Raw genomic sequence first — 15,448 nt, 5'->3', positions numbered from 1 at the left:
GCCGGGTCAGCCCTGCGCCTGCTTCGCGGACTTCGCCGCCTTGGCGGCCTTCTTCGCCTCCTGCTTGAAGGCGCGCACCCTCACCAGCGACTCCGGCCCGGTGACGTCCGCGACCGAGCGGAAGGACCCCTCCTCGCCGTACGCGCCGGCCGCCTCGCGCCAGCCCTCGGGGGCGACCCCGTACTGCTTGCCGAGCAGGGCGAGGAAGATCTGCGCCTTCTGCTTGCCGAAGCCGGGCAGCTCGCCCAGCCGCTTCAGCAGCTCCCGGCCGTTCGGCGCGTCCCGCCAGATTGCCTCGGCGTCGCCGTCGTGGTGCTCGACCAGGTACCGGCAGAGCTGCTGCACCCGGTTGGCCATCGAGCCCGGGTAGCGGTGCACCGCGGGCTTCTCGGACAGCAGGGCGGCGAACTCCTCCGGGTCGGCGGCGGCGATCCGGTGCGCGTCCAGGTCGTCGGCACCGAGCCGCCGGGCGATCGTCCACGGGCCGGTGAACGCCCACTCCATCGGGATCTGCTGGTCCAGCAGCATGCCGGTGAGCACGGCCAGCGGGCTGCGGCCGAGCAGTTCGTCGGCCTCCGGCTGCTGCGCGAGGTGGACGGTGGTGCTCATCGGGCGGCCCCAGGGGTGTGCGGAGGGACGGTCGGGACCTCCATCGTCGCAGCCTCCACGCGGCCGCCGTCCGCGACGTGCCACCGCCCCGGGCCGGGCGGCGCACCGGGTCGGCACCGCGGCTGACGGCGGATCGGGATTTCCGATGACCTGCGAGTAGAGATGTCAGCCGGTGTCATAATTCATTCCGCGAACCTCAAATAATGCTCAGAGAATCGTGCCGAATTCAGGCCCGGGGTTACGGAATCAGGATTTCCGGGCTACCTTCCTGCGGGTGTGCGGCCGACCCCCGCCGCACCGGAGAGGCAGCAACGACCATGAGCCCGGACACCACGACGCGCTCGAGCCGGCCCGCCGAGGCCGCCCCCGCCACCCCACCGGGTGCCGCCGGGGACGGCCACCTCAAGGCCGGACTGAAGAACCGCCACCTGTCGATGATCGCCATCGGCGGAGTCATCGGCGCCGGCCTGTTCGTCGGCTCCGGCGCCGGCATCGCCGCCACCGGCCCCGGCATCCTGCTCTCGTACACCCTGGCCGGCGCCCTGGTCGTCATGGTGATGCGGATGCTCGGCGAGATGGCCGCGGCCGACCCGCAGAGCGGGTCCTTCTCCGCCTACGCGGACCGTGCGCTCGGCCGCTGGGCCGGCTTCACCATCGGCTGGCTCTACTGGTTCTTCTGGGTCGTCGTGCTGGCCGTGGAGGCCACCGCCGGCGCGAAGATCCTGCACAACTGGGTGCCGGGCGTGCCGCAGTGGGGCTTCGCCCTGCTGGTGATGGCCGTGCTGACCGCCACCAACCTGTTCTCGGTCTCCTCCTACGGCGAGTTCGAGTTCTGGTTCGCCGGGATCAAGGTGGTCGCCATCGCGGCCTTCCTGGTGGTCGGCGGCCTGGCGGTCTTCGGCGTGCTGCCGGACACCACCGCGGTGGGCACGTCCAACCTGCTCGACCACGGCGGCTTCCTGCCGAACGGCATCGGCGCGGTCTTCAGCGGCATGCTGACGGTCGTCTTCGCCTTCATGGGCAGCGAGATCGTCACCCTGGCCGCCGGCGAGTCGCCCGACCCGGCCCGCGCCGTGACCAAGGCCACCAACAGCGTGATCTGGCGCATCGGCGTCTTCTACCTGGGCTCCATCGCCATCGTCGTCACCCTGCTGCCCTGGGACTCCGCGGAGGTCCTGGACAGCCCGTACGTGGCCGTGCTCAAGCACGTCGGCATCCCCGGCGCCGCCCCGCTGATGGACCTCATCGTGCTCACCGCGGTGCTGTCCTGCCTGAACTCCGGCCTCTACACGGCCTCCCGGATGGCTTTCTCGCTCGGGCAGCGCGGCGACGCGCCGAAGGCCTTCGCGAAGGTCACCGGCCGCGGCGTGCCGCTCACCGCGATCCTCGCCTCGGTGGTCTTCGGATTCGTCGCGGTGTTCTTCAACTACGAGTTCCCGGACACCGTCTTCAAGTTCCTGCTGAATTCCTCCGGCGCCGTCGCGCTCTTCGTCTGGCTCGTGATCAGCGTCTCCCAGCTCCGTATGCGGAGGATCATCGAGCGGGAATCCCCGGAGAAGCTCACCGTCCGGATGTGGCTCTTCCCGTACCTCACCTGGGCCACGATCGGAATGATCGCCTTCGTGGTGGCGTACATGTTCACCACCCACGACGGACGGATGCAGATGGTGCTGTCGCTGGTCGCCGCCGCGGTCGCGCTGGTCGCCGCCCAGGTGGTGCACCGCCGCAGGGCGGTCGCGGACACGTCCTCCTGACGGTCCATCGGACGCCTGCGCGATTGCGCCGGGCGGGCGACAGGCGGCCTGTCGCCGCCGCGGCCTCCCCCGTGCGGACCGCACGATGAACCGACGAGCAGATGGTCGGCCCCGGCCGGTACTCCCCGTACCGGCCGGGGCCGACCTGCTCGTCCGTGCGGCCCCGCCGTGCCGCCCACCGCGGCCGCCGGACCGCGCGCCACGCGCATCGCAGGCTGACGGCGGGTCGCAGGAGGCTCCGTGCACCGTTCCAGATTCCTCTCGTCCGCGCTCGCCCTCGGCGCCTCGGCGGTGCTGCTGGCGGGTGCCGCGGCCGCCCCCGCCGGTGCCGCGCCACCCGGCCGGGTGACCGTCGCCGACCCGGCCCAGTACGTCAACGCCTTCGTCGGCACCAAGCAGGGCGCCCCGGACTTCGGCAACGGCGGCGGCGCGGGCAACACCTTCCCCGGCGCGTCCGCCCCGCTCGGCATGGTGCAGTGGAGCCCCGACACCGCCACCTACCAGCACGGCGGCTACTCCTGGGACGACCACCGGATCAGCGGGTTCAGCCTCACCCACATCTCCGGCGCGGGCTGCGGCGACTACGGCACCACCCCGTTCATGCCCGTCCTGGACGGCCGGCCGGTCGCCCACTCGGACTTCTCGCACGCCGACGAGAGCACCGCCCCCGGTTCGTACGCCGTCACCTTCGGCAACGGGCTGAGGACCGAACTCGCCGCCACCCAGCGCTCCGGCATCGCCCGCTTCACCTACCCCGCCGGCCACACCGCCTCGCTCACCGTCGACGCCGGCAAGGCCTTCAACAGCGCCACCGGCTCGATCAGCATCGGCGCCGACACCCTCTCCGGCTGGACGGAGAGCGGCGGCTTCTGCGGCACCGGCAACCGCTACCGGGTCTACTTCCACGCCCAGTTCGACCGGCCGTTCAGCAACGCCGGGATCGTCCGCACCGGCGGCGCGGACCAGGGCACGGTCGACGCCGGCCGGCGCAGCGCCACCGGCGCGAGCGAGGGCATCGCCCCGCAGCCCGCCCGCACCGAGGAGGCCCGCGAACGCCGCTCCGGGCAGGGCGGCGACCAGCACCCCGACCGGGAGCGGGCCGCCTCCGGCGCCCAGGCGCTGGTCTCCTTCGACACCGGCCAGGACCGCACCGTCACCGCCCGGGTCGGCCTCTCCTTCGTCAGCGCCGAGGGCGCCCGCGCCAACCTGCTCGCCGAACAGCGCGGCGCCGCCTTCGACGAGCTCCGCACCGCCGCCCGCGCCGGCTGGAACGACCTGCTCGGCCGGATCGCCGTCGACGGCGGCACCACCGCCCAGCGGCGGATCCTCTACACCGCGCTCTACCATGCCCTGCTGCACCCCAGCGCGATCAGCGACGCCGACGGCCGCTACCCCGGCTTCGACGGGAGGATCCGCACCGCCAGGCCCGGCCACACCCAGTACGCCGACTTCTCCGGCTGGGACGTCTACCGCTCCCAGGTCCAGCTGCTCGCCCTGCTCGACCCGGCCAGGGCCGCCGACGTCGCCCAGTCCGTCACCGACCAGGGCGCGAGCGCCGGCTACCTGGACCGCTGGACCCTCGCCAACGGCGGCACCGGCGTGATGGTCGGCGACCCGCTGCCGATCGTCGCCAGCTCGATCCACGCCTTCGGCGGCACCGACTTCGACGCGGCCGCCCTGCTGCGGATCGCCACCGACGGCAGCCGCGACACCCGCCAGCGGCCCGGCCACGGCCCCTACGACACCATCGGCTACATCCCGGCCGACGCCGGCGGCGTCTGGGGCTCCGCCGCCACCACCCTGGAGTACACCAGCGCGGACTTCGCGCTCGCCCAACTCGCCGGCCGGATCGGCGACACCGCCGCCCACGATGCCCTGATGCACCGCTCGGCGAACTGGCGCAACCTGATCAACAGCGGCAGCGGCTGGATCCAGCCCCGCGACACCGACCACTCCTGGCCCGACTTCCGGCCCGCCCAGCAGGACCAGTTCGTCGAGGGCAGCGCCGCCCAGTACGCCTGGATGGTCCCCTACAACCACCGCGGACTGTTCGACGCGATGGGCGGCGACGCGGCGGCGGCCGCCCGGCTGGACGACTTCTTCACCGAGCTCAACGGCGGCCCCGACTCGGAACACGCCTACCTCGGCAACGAGCCCTCGGCGAACACCCCGTGGGCCTACGCCTACGCCGGCCGTCCCCACCGCACCCAGGACGTGGTGCGCCGGGCGCTGACCACGCTGTTCGCCGACGCGCCGGACGGCGAGCCGGGCAACGACGACCTCGGGCAGATGTCCTCCTGGGCGGTCTGGGCGGCGCTCGGGATGTACCCACAGGCCCCCGGTCGGTCCGAACTCGTGCTGGCCAGCCCGCTGTTCCCGGGGATCACGATCCGCCGCGGCAACGGCGCGGTGATCGACGTGGACGCCCCCGGGGCGTCCGCCGCCGTCCGCTACGTGCACGCGCTCGCCGTGGACGGCGCCGCGAGCACCCGGCCCTGGCTGAGCGAGGACTTCGTCCGCCGCGGCGGCACCCTGGCCTACACTCTCGCCGACGCGCCCGACCCGGCCTGGGGCAGCGCCCGCGCCGACGCGCCGCCGTCCTTCGACGTCGGCCCGGCCCGTCCGGCCACCGGCGCGGTCACCGGCCTCGATGCCAAGTGCGTCGACGTACGGGGGAGTTCGACCGAGAACGGGACGCCCGTCCAGCTCGCCGAGTGCACCGGCGGCGCCGCCCAGCAGTGGACCACCGCCTCCGACGGCACCCTCCGCGCCCTCGGAAAGTGCCTCGACGTGGACGGCAGTTCGGTCTTCAACGGGGCCGCCGTCCAGCTCTGGGACTGCAACGGCACCGGCGCCCAGCAATGGTGGTCGCGCGCCGACGGCTCGCTGCTCAACCCGCCCTCCGGCCGCTGCCTGGACCTGCCCGGCAGCAACACCGCGAGCGGCACCCGACTGCAACTGTGGGACTGCAACGGCACCGGTGCCCAGCGCTGGACCGTGCCCGCCTGACACGGAGGACCGACATGACCGACCGGAGCGCCGGCACCGGCGACCGGGGGCTCTCCCGGGAACGCGCCGACCTGCTGGAGACCCTCGACAAGCACCGCGGATTCCTCCGCTTCACCGTCCGCAACCTCACCGACGACCAGGCCGCGCAGCGCACCACCGCCAGCGAGCTCTGCCTCGGCGGCCTGATCAAGCACGTCACCGGCGTCGAGGCCCGCTGGATGCGGTTCGCGGTCGGCGGCGCGACCGCCATGCGCAGCGAACCCGTGGACTGGGAGGGCCAGTTCAGGATGGGCGAGGGCGAGACCCTGGCCGGTCTGCTGGACGCCTACACGCGGACGGCCGCCGAGACCGACCGCCTGGTGGCCGCCCTGGACCTGGACGCCGCCCACCCGCTGCCCGAGGCGCCCTGGTTCGAGCCGGGCGCCACCTGGTCCGTCCGGCGGGTGCTGCTGCACGTGATCGCCGAGACCTCCCAGCACGCCGGGCACGCCGACATCATCCGCGAATCCCTCGACGGGGCCAAGACCATGGGCTGACCCGGCCCGGCCCCGCCCACCCGCTCACGACACGAGGAGACAGACATGGCCCTGCAACCCGAGGGCACCCCCTGCTGGGTCGACGCGGTGTTCCACGACGTGGAGGGCGCCAAGAACTTCTACGGCGCCGTCCTCGGCTGGACGTTCGGCGAGCCCTCGTCCGAGTTCGGCGGCTACACCCAGGCCCACAAGGACGGCAGGGCGGTCGCCGGGCTCGTCCCGCCGATGCCCGACGAGGAGATGCCCTCCGCCTGGTGCCTCTACTTCGCCTCGCCCGACGCCGCCGCCACCGCCGAGCGGATCCGTGCCGCCGGCGGCGAGCTCATGACGGAGCCCGTGCAGGTCGGCGGCCTCGGCACCATGGCGCTCGCCCGCGAACCCGGCGGCGCGGTCTTCGGCGTCTGGCAGGGCGCCGCGCACGAGGGCTTCGAGAAGGTCGGCGAGGCCGGCGCCTACTCCTGGGCCGAGCTCTGCACCCGCGACACCGCCCGCGCCGACTCCTTCCTGATGGAGGTGTTCCCGTACCACGCCCAGCAGATGGACGGCGGGAACGAGATCGACTACCGGGTCTTCACCATCGGAGAGAACCCGGTGCTCGGCCGGATGGAGATGGGCCCGGACTTCCCCGCCGAGGTGCCGCCGTTCATCAGCGTCTACTTCGGCGTCGCCGACTGCGACGCCGCCGTGGCCAAGGCCACCGAGCTCGGCGGGAAGCTCGTCTTCGGCCCGATGGACAGCCCGTTCGGCCGCTTCGCCGCCCTCGTCGACCCGCAGGACGCCACCTTCGCCGTGATCGACACGGGCCGCACCGCGGGCGAGACGCCCGCGATGACCGACGTGGTCTGACACCGCGGCGCCCCGCTCCGCCCGGCCCCGCCGGCCCGGCCCACCGGGCGCGGCGGGGCCGGTCCGTGCCCGTCCGCGTCCGTCCGCGTCCGTCCGCGCCCGCTCACGCCGGGGAGGCGAACACCTGCGTCCACCAGGGGCCGCCGGCGCCGAAGTTCACCCCCACCCCGATCACCGTGAAGTGGCAGTTGAGGATGTTCGCCCGGTGGCCCTCGCTGTGCATCCAGGCGTCCATCACCGCCGCCGGGTCCGGCTGCCCGTACGCGATGTTCTCGCCCCACCAACCGGGCTTGTAGCCCGCGGCGCGCAGCCGGCTGTCGGCGTGCCGCCCCTCCGGGTCCGCGTGCTCGAAGTAGTGCCGGGCCACCATGTCGTCCGAGTGCGCCATCGCCGCCGCCGACACCCGGTCGTCCAGGGTGACCGGGCCGCAGCCCGCCTTCGCCCGCTCCGCGTTGGTCAGCGCCGTCACCTCCTGCGCGAACTGCGCGGCCCTGCCGGTCGGCGCCGAACCGGCCGGCTGCTTCGCGGCCGCCGCCGGGGCCTTCGACGCCTTCGCGCTCTTCGCGGCCGAGGCGCTCGCCGGGGCGGAGGCCGAGGCCGACACGGACGGGGGGGAGGACGGCGAGGCGGTGCCCGCCGAGGGCGAGGCGGAGGCCGACACCGACCCGGCCGCGGAGGACGCGGGCGCCGGCGCCAACTGCACCGAGGCCGCGGCTGCGTTGCCCGAGCCGCCCGAGCCACCCGAGCCGCCCGAGGACGCCAGGGTGTACGCCGCCGAGCAGGCCAGCACCAGCGCGGCAGCCCCGGCCACCGCCACCACCCGCCGGTTGCCGCCCGCCCGCCGCTCGGACCGGCGCCGTGCCGCCCGGCCGGCGGATGCCGCGGCCCGGCCGCGACTGCCGGAGCCGTCCCGGTCCGCCGGGTGCGGCGGGAGGTGGAACGGGGTCGTCGGGTCGTCGTTCATACTGGCTGCTCCCTGGGCCGATTCGCGCCGGTGTTCGTGCCGACGCCCTGGGAGACCACGCCACGGGGGCGCCATAACGGAAAAGGACAGCGGCGGATCACACACCCGGATTCCTGTTATCCGGTCCGTCCGCCCAGGTCTCCGTCCAGTGGGGGCCGTGGCTTGAGGACGAGCGAGGACAGGGCACATGGGCAACGACGGCGCAATGGACACCGAGGTGGTGGAGGCGGCGCAGGCCGGCGACGGGGCGGCCCGCGACCGGCTGGTCGCCGACTGCCTGCCGCTGGTCTACAACATCGTCGGCCGGGCCATGAACGGCCACCCCGACGTCGACGACGTCGTCCAGGAGACCATGATCCGCATGGTCGGCGGCCTGTCCGGTCTGCGCGACACCACCGCCTTCCGCTCCTGGCTGGTCGCCGTCGCGATGAACGAGGTGCGCCGCAGCCGCAACGCCCGGCAGGCCGGCCCCGTCCCGGACATCGACGGCATGGCCCAGGTCGCCGACCCGGCCGGCGACTTCGTCGACCTCACCGTGCTGCGCCTCGGCCTCTCCGGCCAGCGCCGCGAGGTCACCGAGGCGACCCGCTGGCTGGACGACCGCGATCGCGACCTGCTCTCGCTCTGGTGGCTGGAGGCCGCGGGCCGGCTCACCCGCACCGAACTCGCCGAGGCGCTGGAGCTCTCCCCGCAGCACACCGCCGTCCGGGTGCAGCGGATGAAGGAGCAGCTGGAGGTCGGCCGCACCGTCGTCCGGGCGCTCTCCGCCGAGCCGCGCTGCCCCTCCCTCGGCGAGCTCACCGCCGCCTGGGACGGCCGACCGAGCGCGCTCTGGCGCAAGCGAATAGCCCGCCACCTGCGGACCTGCCGCATCTGCGAGGGTACGGCCCGCGGCCTCGTCCCCGCCGAGGGACTGCTCGCCGGCCTCGTCCTGGTGGTGCCGATGCACGGCTTCTCGCTCGGCCCGGAGTTCTTCGCGGCCAAGCTCGCCGCCCTGCCCGGCCCGGGCACGGCCGTCACCTCGGTGCTGACCCACACGGGTTCCGCCGGATCCGCGGCCGTGCCGCCCGCGCCGTCCGGGGCGGGCGACCGGGTGCTCGACCTGATCGGACCGCGGGGGACGCGGAGCCTGCGCCGGGCCGCCCGGCGCCGGGCCCGCCGTGCGCTCCAGGCGGCCGGTGCGGTCGCCGTCACCGCCGCCGTGCTCGGAGTCGTCCGGGGTCTGCCCGAGGACGCCGTCCCGCCGCCCCCGCCCGTCCCCTCGGTCTCGGCGCCCGGCCCGCGGACCGTCGCCCTCGACGCCCCCGCGCCCTCCCCGTCGCCGACCACGGCCCCGCCCAGCCCCTCCCCGTCGCCCTCGGCGAGCCCGAGCCCCACGCCGCGGAGCCCCGAGCGGCAGCTCGTCGACCTGATCAACGCCGAGCGGGCGAAGCGCGGATGCCGTGCGCTGCGCGTCGACGCCAAACTGCACACGGCCGCCCAGCGGCACTCCGAGGACATGTCGGCACGCCGCTACTTCGACCACGACGACCCCGCCGGCCGCGGCCCGGAGAGCCGGATCGACGCGGCCGGCTACCGGTGGCGGGCCTGGGGCGAGAACATCGACCAGCGCCGCAAGTCCCCGGCCGACGTCTTCGACGACTGGATGGACGACGACTACCACCAGCAGAACATGCTCGACTGCCGCTACCTCGACGCCGGCGTCGGCACGGCCCCGGACCCGGCCGGCGGCCTCCTGTGGACCCTGGACGTCGGCACCCCGGCCTGACCCGCCGCCCGGCCCTCCGCCAGGCTCGGTCCTCCGCCCGCCCGCCCGGCCCGTTGCCCGGCGCGCCCGACGGGACGTCAGCCGTGCCGGGCGGAGCTCCAGCCCTGCCGGTGCAGGCGCTCGATGCCGTCCAGCAGCAGGTCGAGGGCGAACTCGAACTCGAACCGGTCGTCGCAGCCGCCGCCGACCACCGACCCGTCGTCGTGCGCGGCACCGGCCGTGGCGATCTCCACGATGTGCGGGTAGTGGACGGCCGCCTCGCGCAGGACGGCGGCCCGGACCTCCGGGTCGGCGGAGGGCGGGGGAGCGGGGAACAGCTCCTGGGTGAAGCCCCACACCCGGCCGCCCAGCGCGTGCATCGCGTGGTGGGTGAGGTCGGCCGAGAGGCCGCCCGCCCGGAACATCCCGATCAGCGAGTCGAGGTGGCCGAGAGTGCCCGGCGTCGGGCCGGGCCGTGACTCGACCACCCGCGCGGCCCACGGGTGGCGGAGCAGCGCGTGCCGGGTGGCGAGGATGCGCCCGCGGACGGCGTCCTTCCAGCCGTCGCCCCCGTCCGGGGGGCCGATCTCGCCGACGACGACGTCCACCATGCCGTCGAGGAGCTGCTCCTTGTTGGCCACGTGCTTGTAGAGCGCCATCGGGACGACTCCGAGCTCCTGGGCCAGGCTGCGCATGCTCAGCGCGTCGATGCCGGACCGGTCCGCGAGCGCGACGGCGGTGCGCAGCACCCGGTCCCTGCTCAGCGGGGTCCGCCGTCCGCCGTCCGCCTGCCGGGTCATCTCCGACCGCCTCTCCTCCCGTCCGCCTCCCGGGCTCGTCCGACGAGCCCGGGTCCCGGACACCCCTTGACCGGTGTACGGCGTACACCCTACCGTTCCGAGCGGAGGTGTACGCCGTACACCTCCGTCGGTGCCGCGCTGCCGCGGCCCCGGCCGTTCGTCGACCAAGGAGCAACGGTGGAACCGTCGGGAAGGCTCGCGAGGGCCGCAGGCCTCTGCTACTTCGTCACCCACGTCACCTCGATCGGCGGGCTCGTCCTCTACGGGCCCGTCCTGAACGACCCCGGCTACGTCCTCGGTGCGGGCCCGGACGGCCGGGTGCTGCTCGGCGCCCTGCTCGAAGTGCTGCTGGCCCTCGGCATCGTCGGCACCGCCGTCACGCTGTACCCGGTCACCAGGCGCCACAACGAGGCCGCCGCCGTCGGCTACGTCGCCCTGCGCGTCCTGGAGGCCGCCGTCATCGCGGTCGGCATCGTCAGCCTGCTCGCCGTGGTGACCCTGCGCCGGCACGGCGCGGACGGCGCGGACCCGGCCGCACTCGCCACCAGCGCCCGCGCCCTGGTCGCCGTCCACGACTGGACCTTCCTGCTCGGCCCCAACTTCGTCTGCGGCGCCAACACCCTGCTGGCGGCGTACCTCATGTACCGCTCCCGCCTGGTGCCGCGCTTCGTCGCCGTCCTCGGGCTGGTCGGCGGACCGCTGATCTTCGCCTCGGCCGTCGCCGTGCTCTTCGGCGGCTACACCCAGGTCTCCGCCTGGGGCGCCCTGGCCGCCGTTCCGGTCTTCGCCTGGGAACTCGCCCTCGCCGCCTGTCTGGTGACCCGCGGCTTCGCCCGGGCGGCCGCCCCGGTTCCGGCCGCCGTCTGAAGCGCCGCATTCCGGCCAATCGTCGCCGGCCCGGCCCGCCGGTCGGGCACTGTGACCGGTCGGCCCGGACCGTGGCTCCCACCGGCGCGAACGCGGGCGCCCGTCGGATGCCGGGTCTTCCGGAGCCCGGAATTCCCGATGTGATCGTCCCGTACGGACGGCGGGGAGCCTGGCCCGACGGCGGCGTGAAGGCCGGCGCCGGCTGCCGTGTGGCGCATCGCCACCGCCGCTGACCTGCCGAACGGCGTCGCCGCTCCCGCTGCCGCCCGTTCCGGCCGGGCGCGGCCCGCCAAGGCGGCGCACCGCCGCGTGCCGGGCCGCGCGCGGGGCGGAAGTAGGCGTGAACACGTCATTCGGCGGCGGGGTCGGCCGATCACTGCTGTCGCGTACGCCACACGCGTGGCTAGTGTCCGCCCGGTACCGGCGCCCGCCGGTCGATCGGTTCGTGTGCAAGGGGGAAGTGGCATGGGCTCAGGACAGCGTGCGGCCGGTCTGGCCGCCGCGGCGGTCATGGCGGCCGGCGTCGGCCTCGTGGGCTTCGCCGGCCCGGCGGCAGCCGTGTCGACCACCTGCTACGTGGGGAACGTCTGCCTCTACGACGACTCGTACTTCAACGGCGGCACCTGGTACCGGAGCGCCTCCCCGGGGACGTACAACCTCACCGGATTCAACGACCGCACCTCCTCGTGGATCAACAACTCCTGGACGAACGACGCCAAGTGGTTCTGGGGCGCCAACGCCACCGGCGGCAGCGAGTGCATGAACCCCAACTCCAGCAACGGGTACGTCGGTTGGTACAACAACGACGAGGCGAGCTCGGTCCGCGTCTACACCGACGACCTCGCCTGCTGACGAGCCCGTACGAAGCGGCCCGGATCCCGCACGTCGCGGATCCGGGCCGTCGGCCCGGTGAAGAGCAAGGGGGAACCCAGCGTGTCCGTAGTGCAGTTCGAGGCCGTCGGCCGCACCTTCCGCTCGGGCGGGGCCGAGGTCCGCGCCCTCGCCGGCGTCACCCTGCAGGCCGAACGCGGAGAACTGGTCGCCGTCATGGGCGCCAGCGGCTCCGGCAAGACGACGCTGCTCAGCATCGCCGGCGGCCTCGACCGGGCCGACAGCGGCCGGGTCCGCGTCCTCGGCGAGGACCTCGGACGGCTCTCCGAACGGCAGTTGGCCCGCCTGAGGCTGACCGCCGTCGGCTTCGTCTTCCAGGAGCTCAACCTCCTCGCCGAGCTGACGCTGGAGGAGAACGTCGCGCTGCCCCTGGAGGGCGCCGGGACGGGCCGGCACGCCGCGCGGTCCGCCGCCCGGGCCGCCCTGGCCAGGGTCGGCCTCGACGGCACGGGCGGACGGTTCCCCGACGAGGTCTCCGGCGGCCAGCAGCAGCGGGTGGCGATCGCCCGCGCCGTCGTCGGGAACCGCCGCCTCGTCCTCGCGGACGAGCCCACCGGCTCCCTGGACTCGGACACCGGCGCCGAGATCATGGAACTCCTGCGGCAGCTCTGCGACAACGGCACCACCGTGCTGCTCAGCACGCACAACCCTGCCAACGCCGACTTCGCGGACCGGATCGTGCACCTGCGGGACGGCACGCTCGACCGGATCGAGGAACGGGCCCCGCGCGCAGCCCGCGAGGACGTCCGATGATCCACCGGCACCTCCCGGTCGACCTCCGGATCGCCTGGTCGACCGTGATCGGCACGGGCCGCCGCCGCGCCATGCTGCTGCTGATCTTCGCCGTCCCCGTGCTGCTCGCCACCGCCGCCGCCTCCGTGGTGGACACGCTCAACCTGTCGCCGCAGCAGCTCGCGACCGCCGCGATGGCCCGCGCCGACCTCCAGATCGACCGGATCGAGCCGGGCCCGGCCCCCGCCGACCTGTCCGCCGTGGTCGGGCCCCTGCCCGCCGGCACCGCGGCCGTCCCCTACTACAAGGCGCCCGAGGTCCCCGTCGTCGTCGGCGGCCTCACCCGGTACGCCGCCTACCGGGAGAGCGACTGGACGGCGGCGGTCACCCGCGGCTGGCTGCGGACGAAGGCCGGGCGAGTGCCCGTCGGCCCCGGCGAGGCCGCCGTCTCCGAACACCTCGCCGCCGCGCACCACCTGGCCCTCGGCGGCACCCTGCGGTTCAGCGGGTCCGACACCCCGGCCGCGGTCGTCGGCCTGGTCGAGGACCCGACCGCCCACGACGCCGAGTTCGTGGCCGGCGGACCGGGCCTGTTCGAGCGGTGGTCCGACCCGGCCCGAGCGGCCGAATCGGGCGTCACCCGCGGCTGGCTGGTGACCGGCCCCGGCGCGGCGGGCCGGATCGGCCCGCAGGCCGCACGGCTCCACCTCGCCGTCCGGCCCAGGCCGCAGGTCGCCGCGGCCGCCAGGACCCTGCTCGCGGCCCAGCCCGGACTCGTCGCCCTTCCCGGCCTGCTCCTCGTGCTCGCCGGATCGGCCGCGGCCTTCGGCATCCGGATGCGCCGCCTGCAGCGGCAGTTCGGCCTGCTGTCCGCCGTCGGGTTCGACGGCGCGCGGCTCGTCCGGCTGGCCCGGGCCGCCGGTCTGCTCGCCGCCGCCGTCGGCGGAACCGCCGGCGTGCTCCTCGGAACGGCCCTCGGCGCGGCCGTCCGGCCGGCCGTCCGGGCCGTCGTCCACCGCGACCTCGCGCCGGTCGACCTCGCGTCCCCGTGTCCGCCGGTCCTGCTGGCCGCGACGGTGCTCTGCGGCGCCCTCGCCGTCTGGCTGCCCGCACGGCTCGCCGCCGGGCACACCGTCCGCCGGCGGCTGAGCCGCGTCCCCACCGACACCACCGGACGGCACCGGCGGCGGGCGGCAGCGGCCTGCGGCGTGCTGGCGGCCGCCGCCGTCGCCCTCGGGGCCGCCTCCGGGTCGAGCACCCCCGGAGTGGTCGGCGGCACCGCCCTCCTCGCGGCCACCCTGCTGGTGGTCCCCGACCTCCTGCTGCTGCTCGGCCGGGCCGCCCGGGGGCTCGGGCCGGGACCGCGGTTCGGCCTCCGCGACCTCGCCAGGGACCGGCGCCGCCCCGCCGCGGCCGTCGTCCTCGGCGTGGTCACCGTCGCCTTCGCCGCCTCCACCGCCGTCTTCGTCGGCAGCAACGCGGCCCGGGACGCCCGCGAGTACGCCGGCTCGCGGCACCCCGGCCAGATCGAAGTGGTGCTGCGGGACGCACCGCCGTCCGCCGCCGTCGAGGCCGCGGTGCGCCGGGCGGTCGGCCCGCGGGCCTCCGTCGTCCAGGTCCGGGGCGTGTACGCCGCGGACCGCCCCGCCGCCGACGCCCCGTCACGGCTCGCACTGCCGAAGGCCGCCCTCCTCGCGCGGACGCCGCAGGCCGCCAACCCCCACGGCACCCTGCAGATCGTCGAGACGGAGGCGGACTTCCGCGCGCTCACCCGGCGGGACCGGACGGCCGACGAGGCCGCCGCGCTGGCGGCGGGCGAGATCGTGGTGTTCGACCCCGCCTTCGTCCGCGGCTCGAAGGCCACGCTGGCCTTCGAGCCGACGCCGGGCACCGCGGGCCGGCCGCCGCTCACCGCCGCGGCCCGCCCCGGCGACCCCGTGGACCGGACCACGCGCAACCGGGCCACCGGCGTGCTCACCGGCGCCGCCGCCCGCGGCCTCGGCCTGTTCCCCGTCACCACGACCTACCTCGCCACCCCCGACGACGGGCTGCCCGCAGGCATCGAGGACCGGCTCGGCACCGCCCTCGAACCCCTCGGCATCCCCGCCACCGCCCTGCGGATCGAGCGGCCCCGCACCCAGCCCGTCCCCGCCCGGTGGAACGTCATGACGGCGGTCGCGGGCACCACCGTCCTGGTCGCGACCCTGCTCGCGGTCTCCGCCTCCGCCCAGGAACTGAGGCCCCGACTGCGGCTGCTCCACGTCATCGGCTTCGGCGGCCGCACCCAGCGGCTGGTGTCCGCGACGCAGTCGGCGGTGATCACCTCGCTCTCGCTCGGCTGCGGACTCCTCACCGGTTTCGCCCTGGCCGGAGCCCAGCTCTGGCCGAAGGGCACCCCACTCGTCGTCCCCTGGGGCTCCCTCACCGCCGCGACCCTCGCCCTGATCGCCACCGCCGCCCTCGCCGGCTACCTGGTCAGGCCCACCACCACCCGCACCCGCAACCGGTCCACCGGCTGAGGGCGCCCGGACCGCTCGGCGGTCCGGCCCTTCGTGGAGGCCGAGGACACGAGATTCCGGAACACAACCGGCCGGACTCGGTGTCATCCGTTTCCAATTCTCCGGTGCGGCGTCCGCACCCATCCATGTGCACCCTGACCTACGGCGTTCGGAGCGTCCCTCCACCGACTCGAT

Annotated in this window: 12 protein-coding genes; 9 read left to right on the top strand and 3 right to left on the bottom strand. The window is 75.0% G+C overall.

The genetic code is table 11. The features are described from left to right. Positions 1–6 precede the first annotated feature (6 nt). Positions 7–609 (bottom strand): HhH-GPD-type base excision DNA repair protein, encoded by a 603-nt coding sequence (locus AB0O09_RS09895; RefSeq protein ID WP_363541022.1) that lies wholly within the window; start codon positions 607–609, stop codon positions 7–9. A 317-nt stretch (positions 610–926) separates the two neighbouring features. Here AB0O09_RS09895 and AB0O09_RS09890 point away from each other — a divergent pair, with 317 nt between their 5' ends. The 4 genes from AB0O09_RS09890 (at position 927) to AB0O09_RS09875 (ending at position 6,754) form a co-directional block, all read left to right on the top strand. Next, positions 927–2,363 (top strand): amino acid permease, encoded by a 1,437-nt coding sequence (locus tag AB0O09_RS09890; protein WP_363541021.1) that lies wholly within the window; start codon positions 927–929, stop codon positions 2,361–2,363. Between the two features lie 240 nt (positions 2,364–2,603). After that, complete coding sequence (locus AB0O09_RS09885) at positions 2,604–5,372, top strand: lectin (RefSeq protein ID WP_363541020.1); 2,769 nt, start codon at positions 2,604–2,606, stop codon at positions 5,370–5,372. Positions 5,373–5,386: 14 nt separating this feature from the next. Then, the gene (locus AB0O09_RS09880; RefSeq protein WP_363541019.1) at positions 5,387–5,908 is read left to right on the top strand and encodes a DinB family protein; all 522 of its coding nucleotides are present in this window, start codon (positions 5,387–5,389) and stop codon (positions 5,906–5,908) included. A 45-nt stretch (positions 5,909–5,953) separates the two neighbouring features. Next, positions 5,954–6,754 carry a VOC family protein gene (locus AB0O09_RS09875; RefSeq protein WP_363541018.1) on the top strand — a complete coding sequence of 267 codons (801 nt, stop codon included), beginning with the start codon at positions 5,954–5,956 and terminating at the stop codon, positions 6,752–6,754. A gap of 103 nt (positions 6,755–6,857) precedes the next feature. Here AB0O09_RS09875 and AB0O09_RS09870 read toward each other — a convergent pair whose 3' ends face one another. Then, positions 6,858–7,718: a CAP domain-containing protein gene (locus tag AB0O09_RS09870; protein WP_363541017.1), complete on the bottom strand. Its 861-nt coding sequence runs from the start codon at positions 7,716–7,718 to the stop codon at positions 6,858–6,860. 187 nt (positions 7,719–7,905) lie between these two features. Here AB0O09_RS09870 and AB0O09_RS09865 point away from each other — a divergent pair, with 187 nt between their 5' ends. Continuing rightward, positions 7,906–9,486, top strand: a complete 1,581-nt coding sequence (locus AB0O09_RS09865) for a sigma-70 family RNA polymerase sigma factor (protein ID WP_363541016.1) — start codon at positions 7,906–7,908, stop codon at positions 9,484–9,486. Positions 9,487–9,563: 77 nt separating this feature from the next. On the opposite strand, the gene AB0O09_RS09860 is transcribed toward AB0O09_RS09865, so the two are convergent. Continuing rightward, positions 9,564–10,265: a TetR/AcrR family transcriptional regulator C-terminal domain-containing protein gene (locus AB0O09_RS09860; RefSeq protein WP_363541014.1), complete on the bottom strand. Its 702-nt coding sequence runs from the start codon at positions 10,263–10,265 to the stop codon at positions 9,564–9,566. Positions 10,266–10,442: 177 nt separating this feature from the next. On the opposite strand from AB0O09_RS09860, the gene AB0O09_RS09855 reads away from it, so the two are divergent. The 4 genes from AB0O09_RS09855 (at position 10,443) to AB0O09_RS09840 (ending at position 15,274) form a co-directional block, all read left to right on the top strand. Beyond that, positions 10,443–11,132: a DUF4386 domain-containing protein gene (locus AB0O09_RS09855; protein WP_363541013.1), complete on the top strand. Its 690-nt coding sequence runs from the start codon at positions 10,443–10,445 to the stop codon at positions 11,130–11,132. Positions 11,133–11,597: 465 nt separating this feature from the next. Further along, entirely contained in the window at positions 11,598–11,984 is a 387-nt protein-coding gene (locus tag AB0O09_RS09850; protein ID WP_344625023.1) for a peptidase inhibitor family I36 protein, read from the top strand. Positions 11,985–12,065: 81 nt separating this feature from the next. Next, a complete protein-coding gene (locus AB0O09_RS09845; protein ID WP_363541012.1) occupies positions 12,066–12,776 on the top strand; it encodes an ABC transporter ATP-binding protein in 711 nt (236 codons plus the stop codon). Then, the gene (locus AB0O09_RS09840; RefSeq protein WP_363541011.1) at positions 12,773–15,274 is read left to right on the top strand and encodes a hypothetical protein; all 2,502 of its coding nucleotides are present in this window, start codon (positions 12,773–12,775) and stop codon (positions 15,272–15,274) included. The genes AB0O09_RS09845 and AB0O09_RS09840 overlap by 4 nt, the downstream gene beginning before the upstream one ends. The last annotated feature ends 174 nt before the right edge of the window (positions 15,275–15,448 follow it).

This window comes from Kitasatospora sp. NPDC093679 (assembly GCF_040683455.1).
GTDB lineage: Bacteria > Actinomycetota > Actinomycetes > Streptomycetales > Streptomycetaceae > Kitasatospora > Kitasatospora arboriphila.
Note: the sequence above shows the minus strand (reverse complement) of the source record. Positions and strands in the feature narration are given on the sequence as shown.

Bases quoted from the DNA above. Each gene is read 5' to 3' on its own strand.
- AB0O09_RS09895 (WP_363541022.1), bottom strand. From the start codon at position 609: ATGAGCACCACCGTCCACCTCGCGCAGCAGCCGGAGGCCGACGAACTG.
- AB0O09_RS09890 (WP_363541021.1), top strand. From the start codon at position 927: ATGAGCCCGGACACCACGACGCGCTCGAGCCGGCCCGCCGAGGCCGCC.
- AB0O09_RS09880 (WP_363541019.1), top strand. From the start codon at position 5,387: ATGACCGACCGGAGCGCCGGCACCGGCGACCGGGGGCTCTCCCGGGAA.
- AB0O09_RS09875 (WP_363541018.1), top strand. From the start codon at position 5,954: ATGGCCCTGCAACCCGAGGGCACCCCCTGCTGGGTCGACGCGGTGTTC.
- AB0O09_RS09870 (WP_363541017.1), bottom strand. From the start codon at position 7,718: ATGAACGACGACCCGACGACCCCGTTCCACCTCCCGCCGCACCCGGCG.
- AB0O09_RS09865 (WP_363541016.1), top strand. From the start codon at position 7,906: ATGGGCAACGACGGCGCAATGGACACCGAGGTGGTGGAGGCGGCGCAG.
- AB0O09_RS09860 (WP_363541014.1), bottom strand. From the start codon at position 10,265: ATGACCCGGCAGGCGGACGGCGGACGGCGGACCCCGCTGAGCAGGGAC.
- AB0O09_RS09850 (WP_344625023.1), top strand. From the start codon at position 11,598: ATGGGCTCAGGACAGCGTGCGGCCGGTCTGGCCGCCGCGGCGGTCATG.
- AB0O09_RS09840 (WP_363541011.1), top strand. From the start codon at position 12,773: ATGATCCACCGGCACCTCCCGGTCGACCTCCGGATCGCCTGGTCGACC.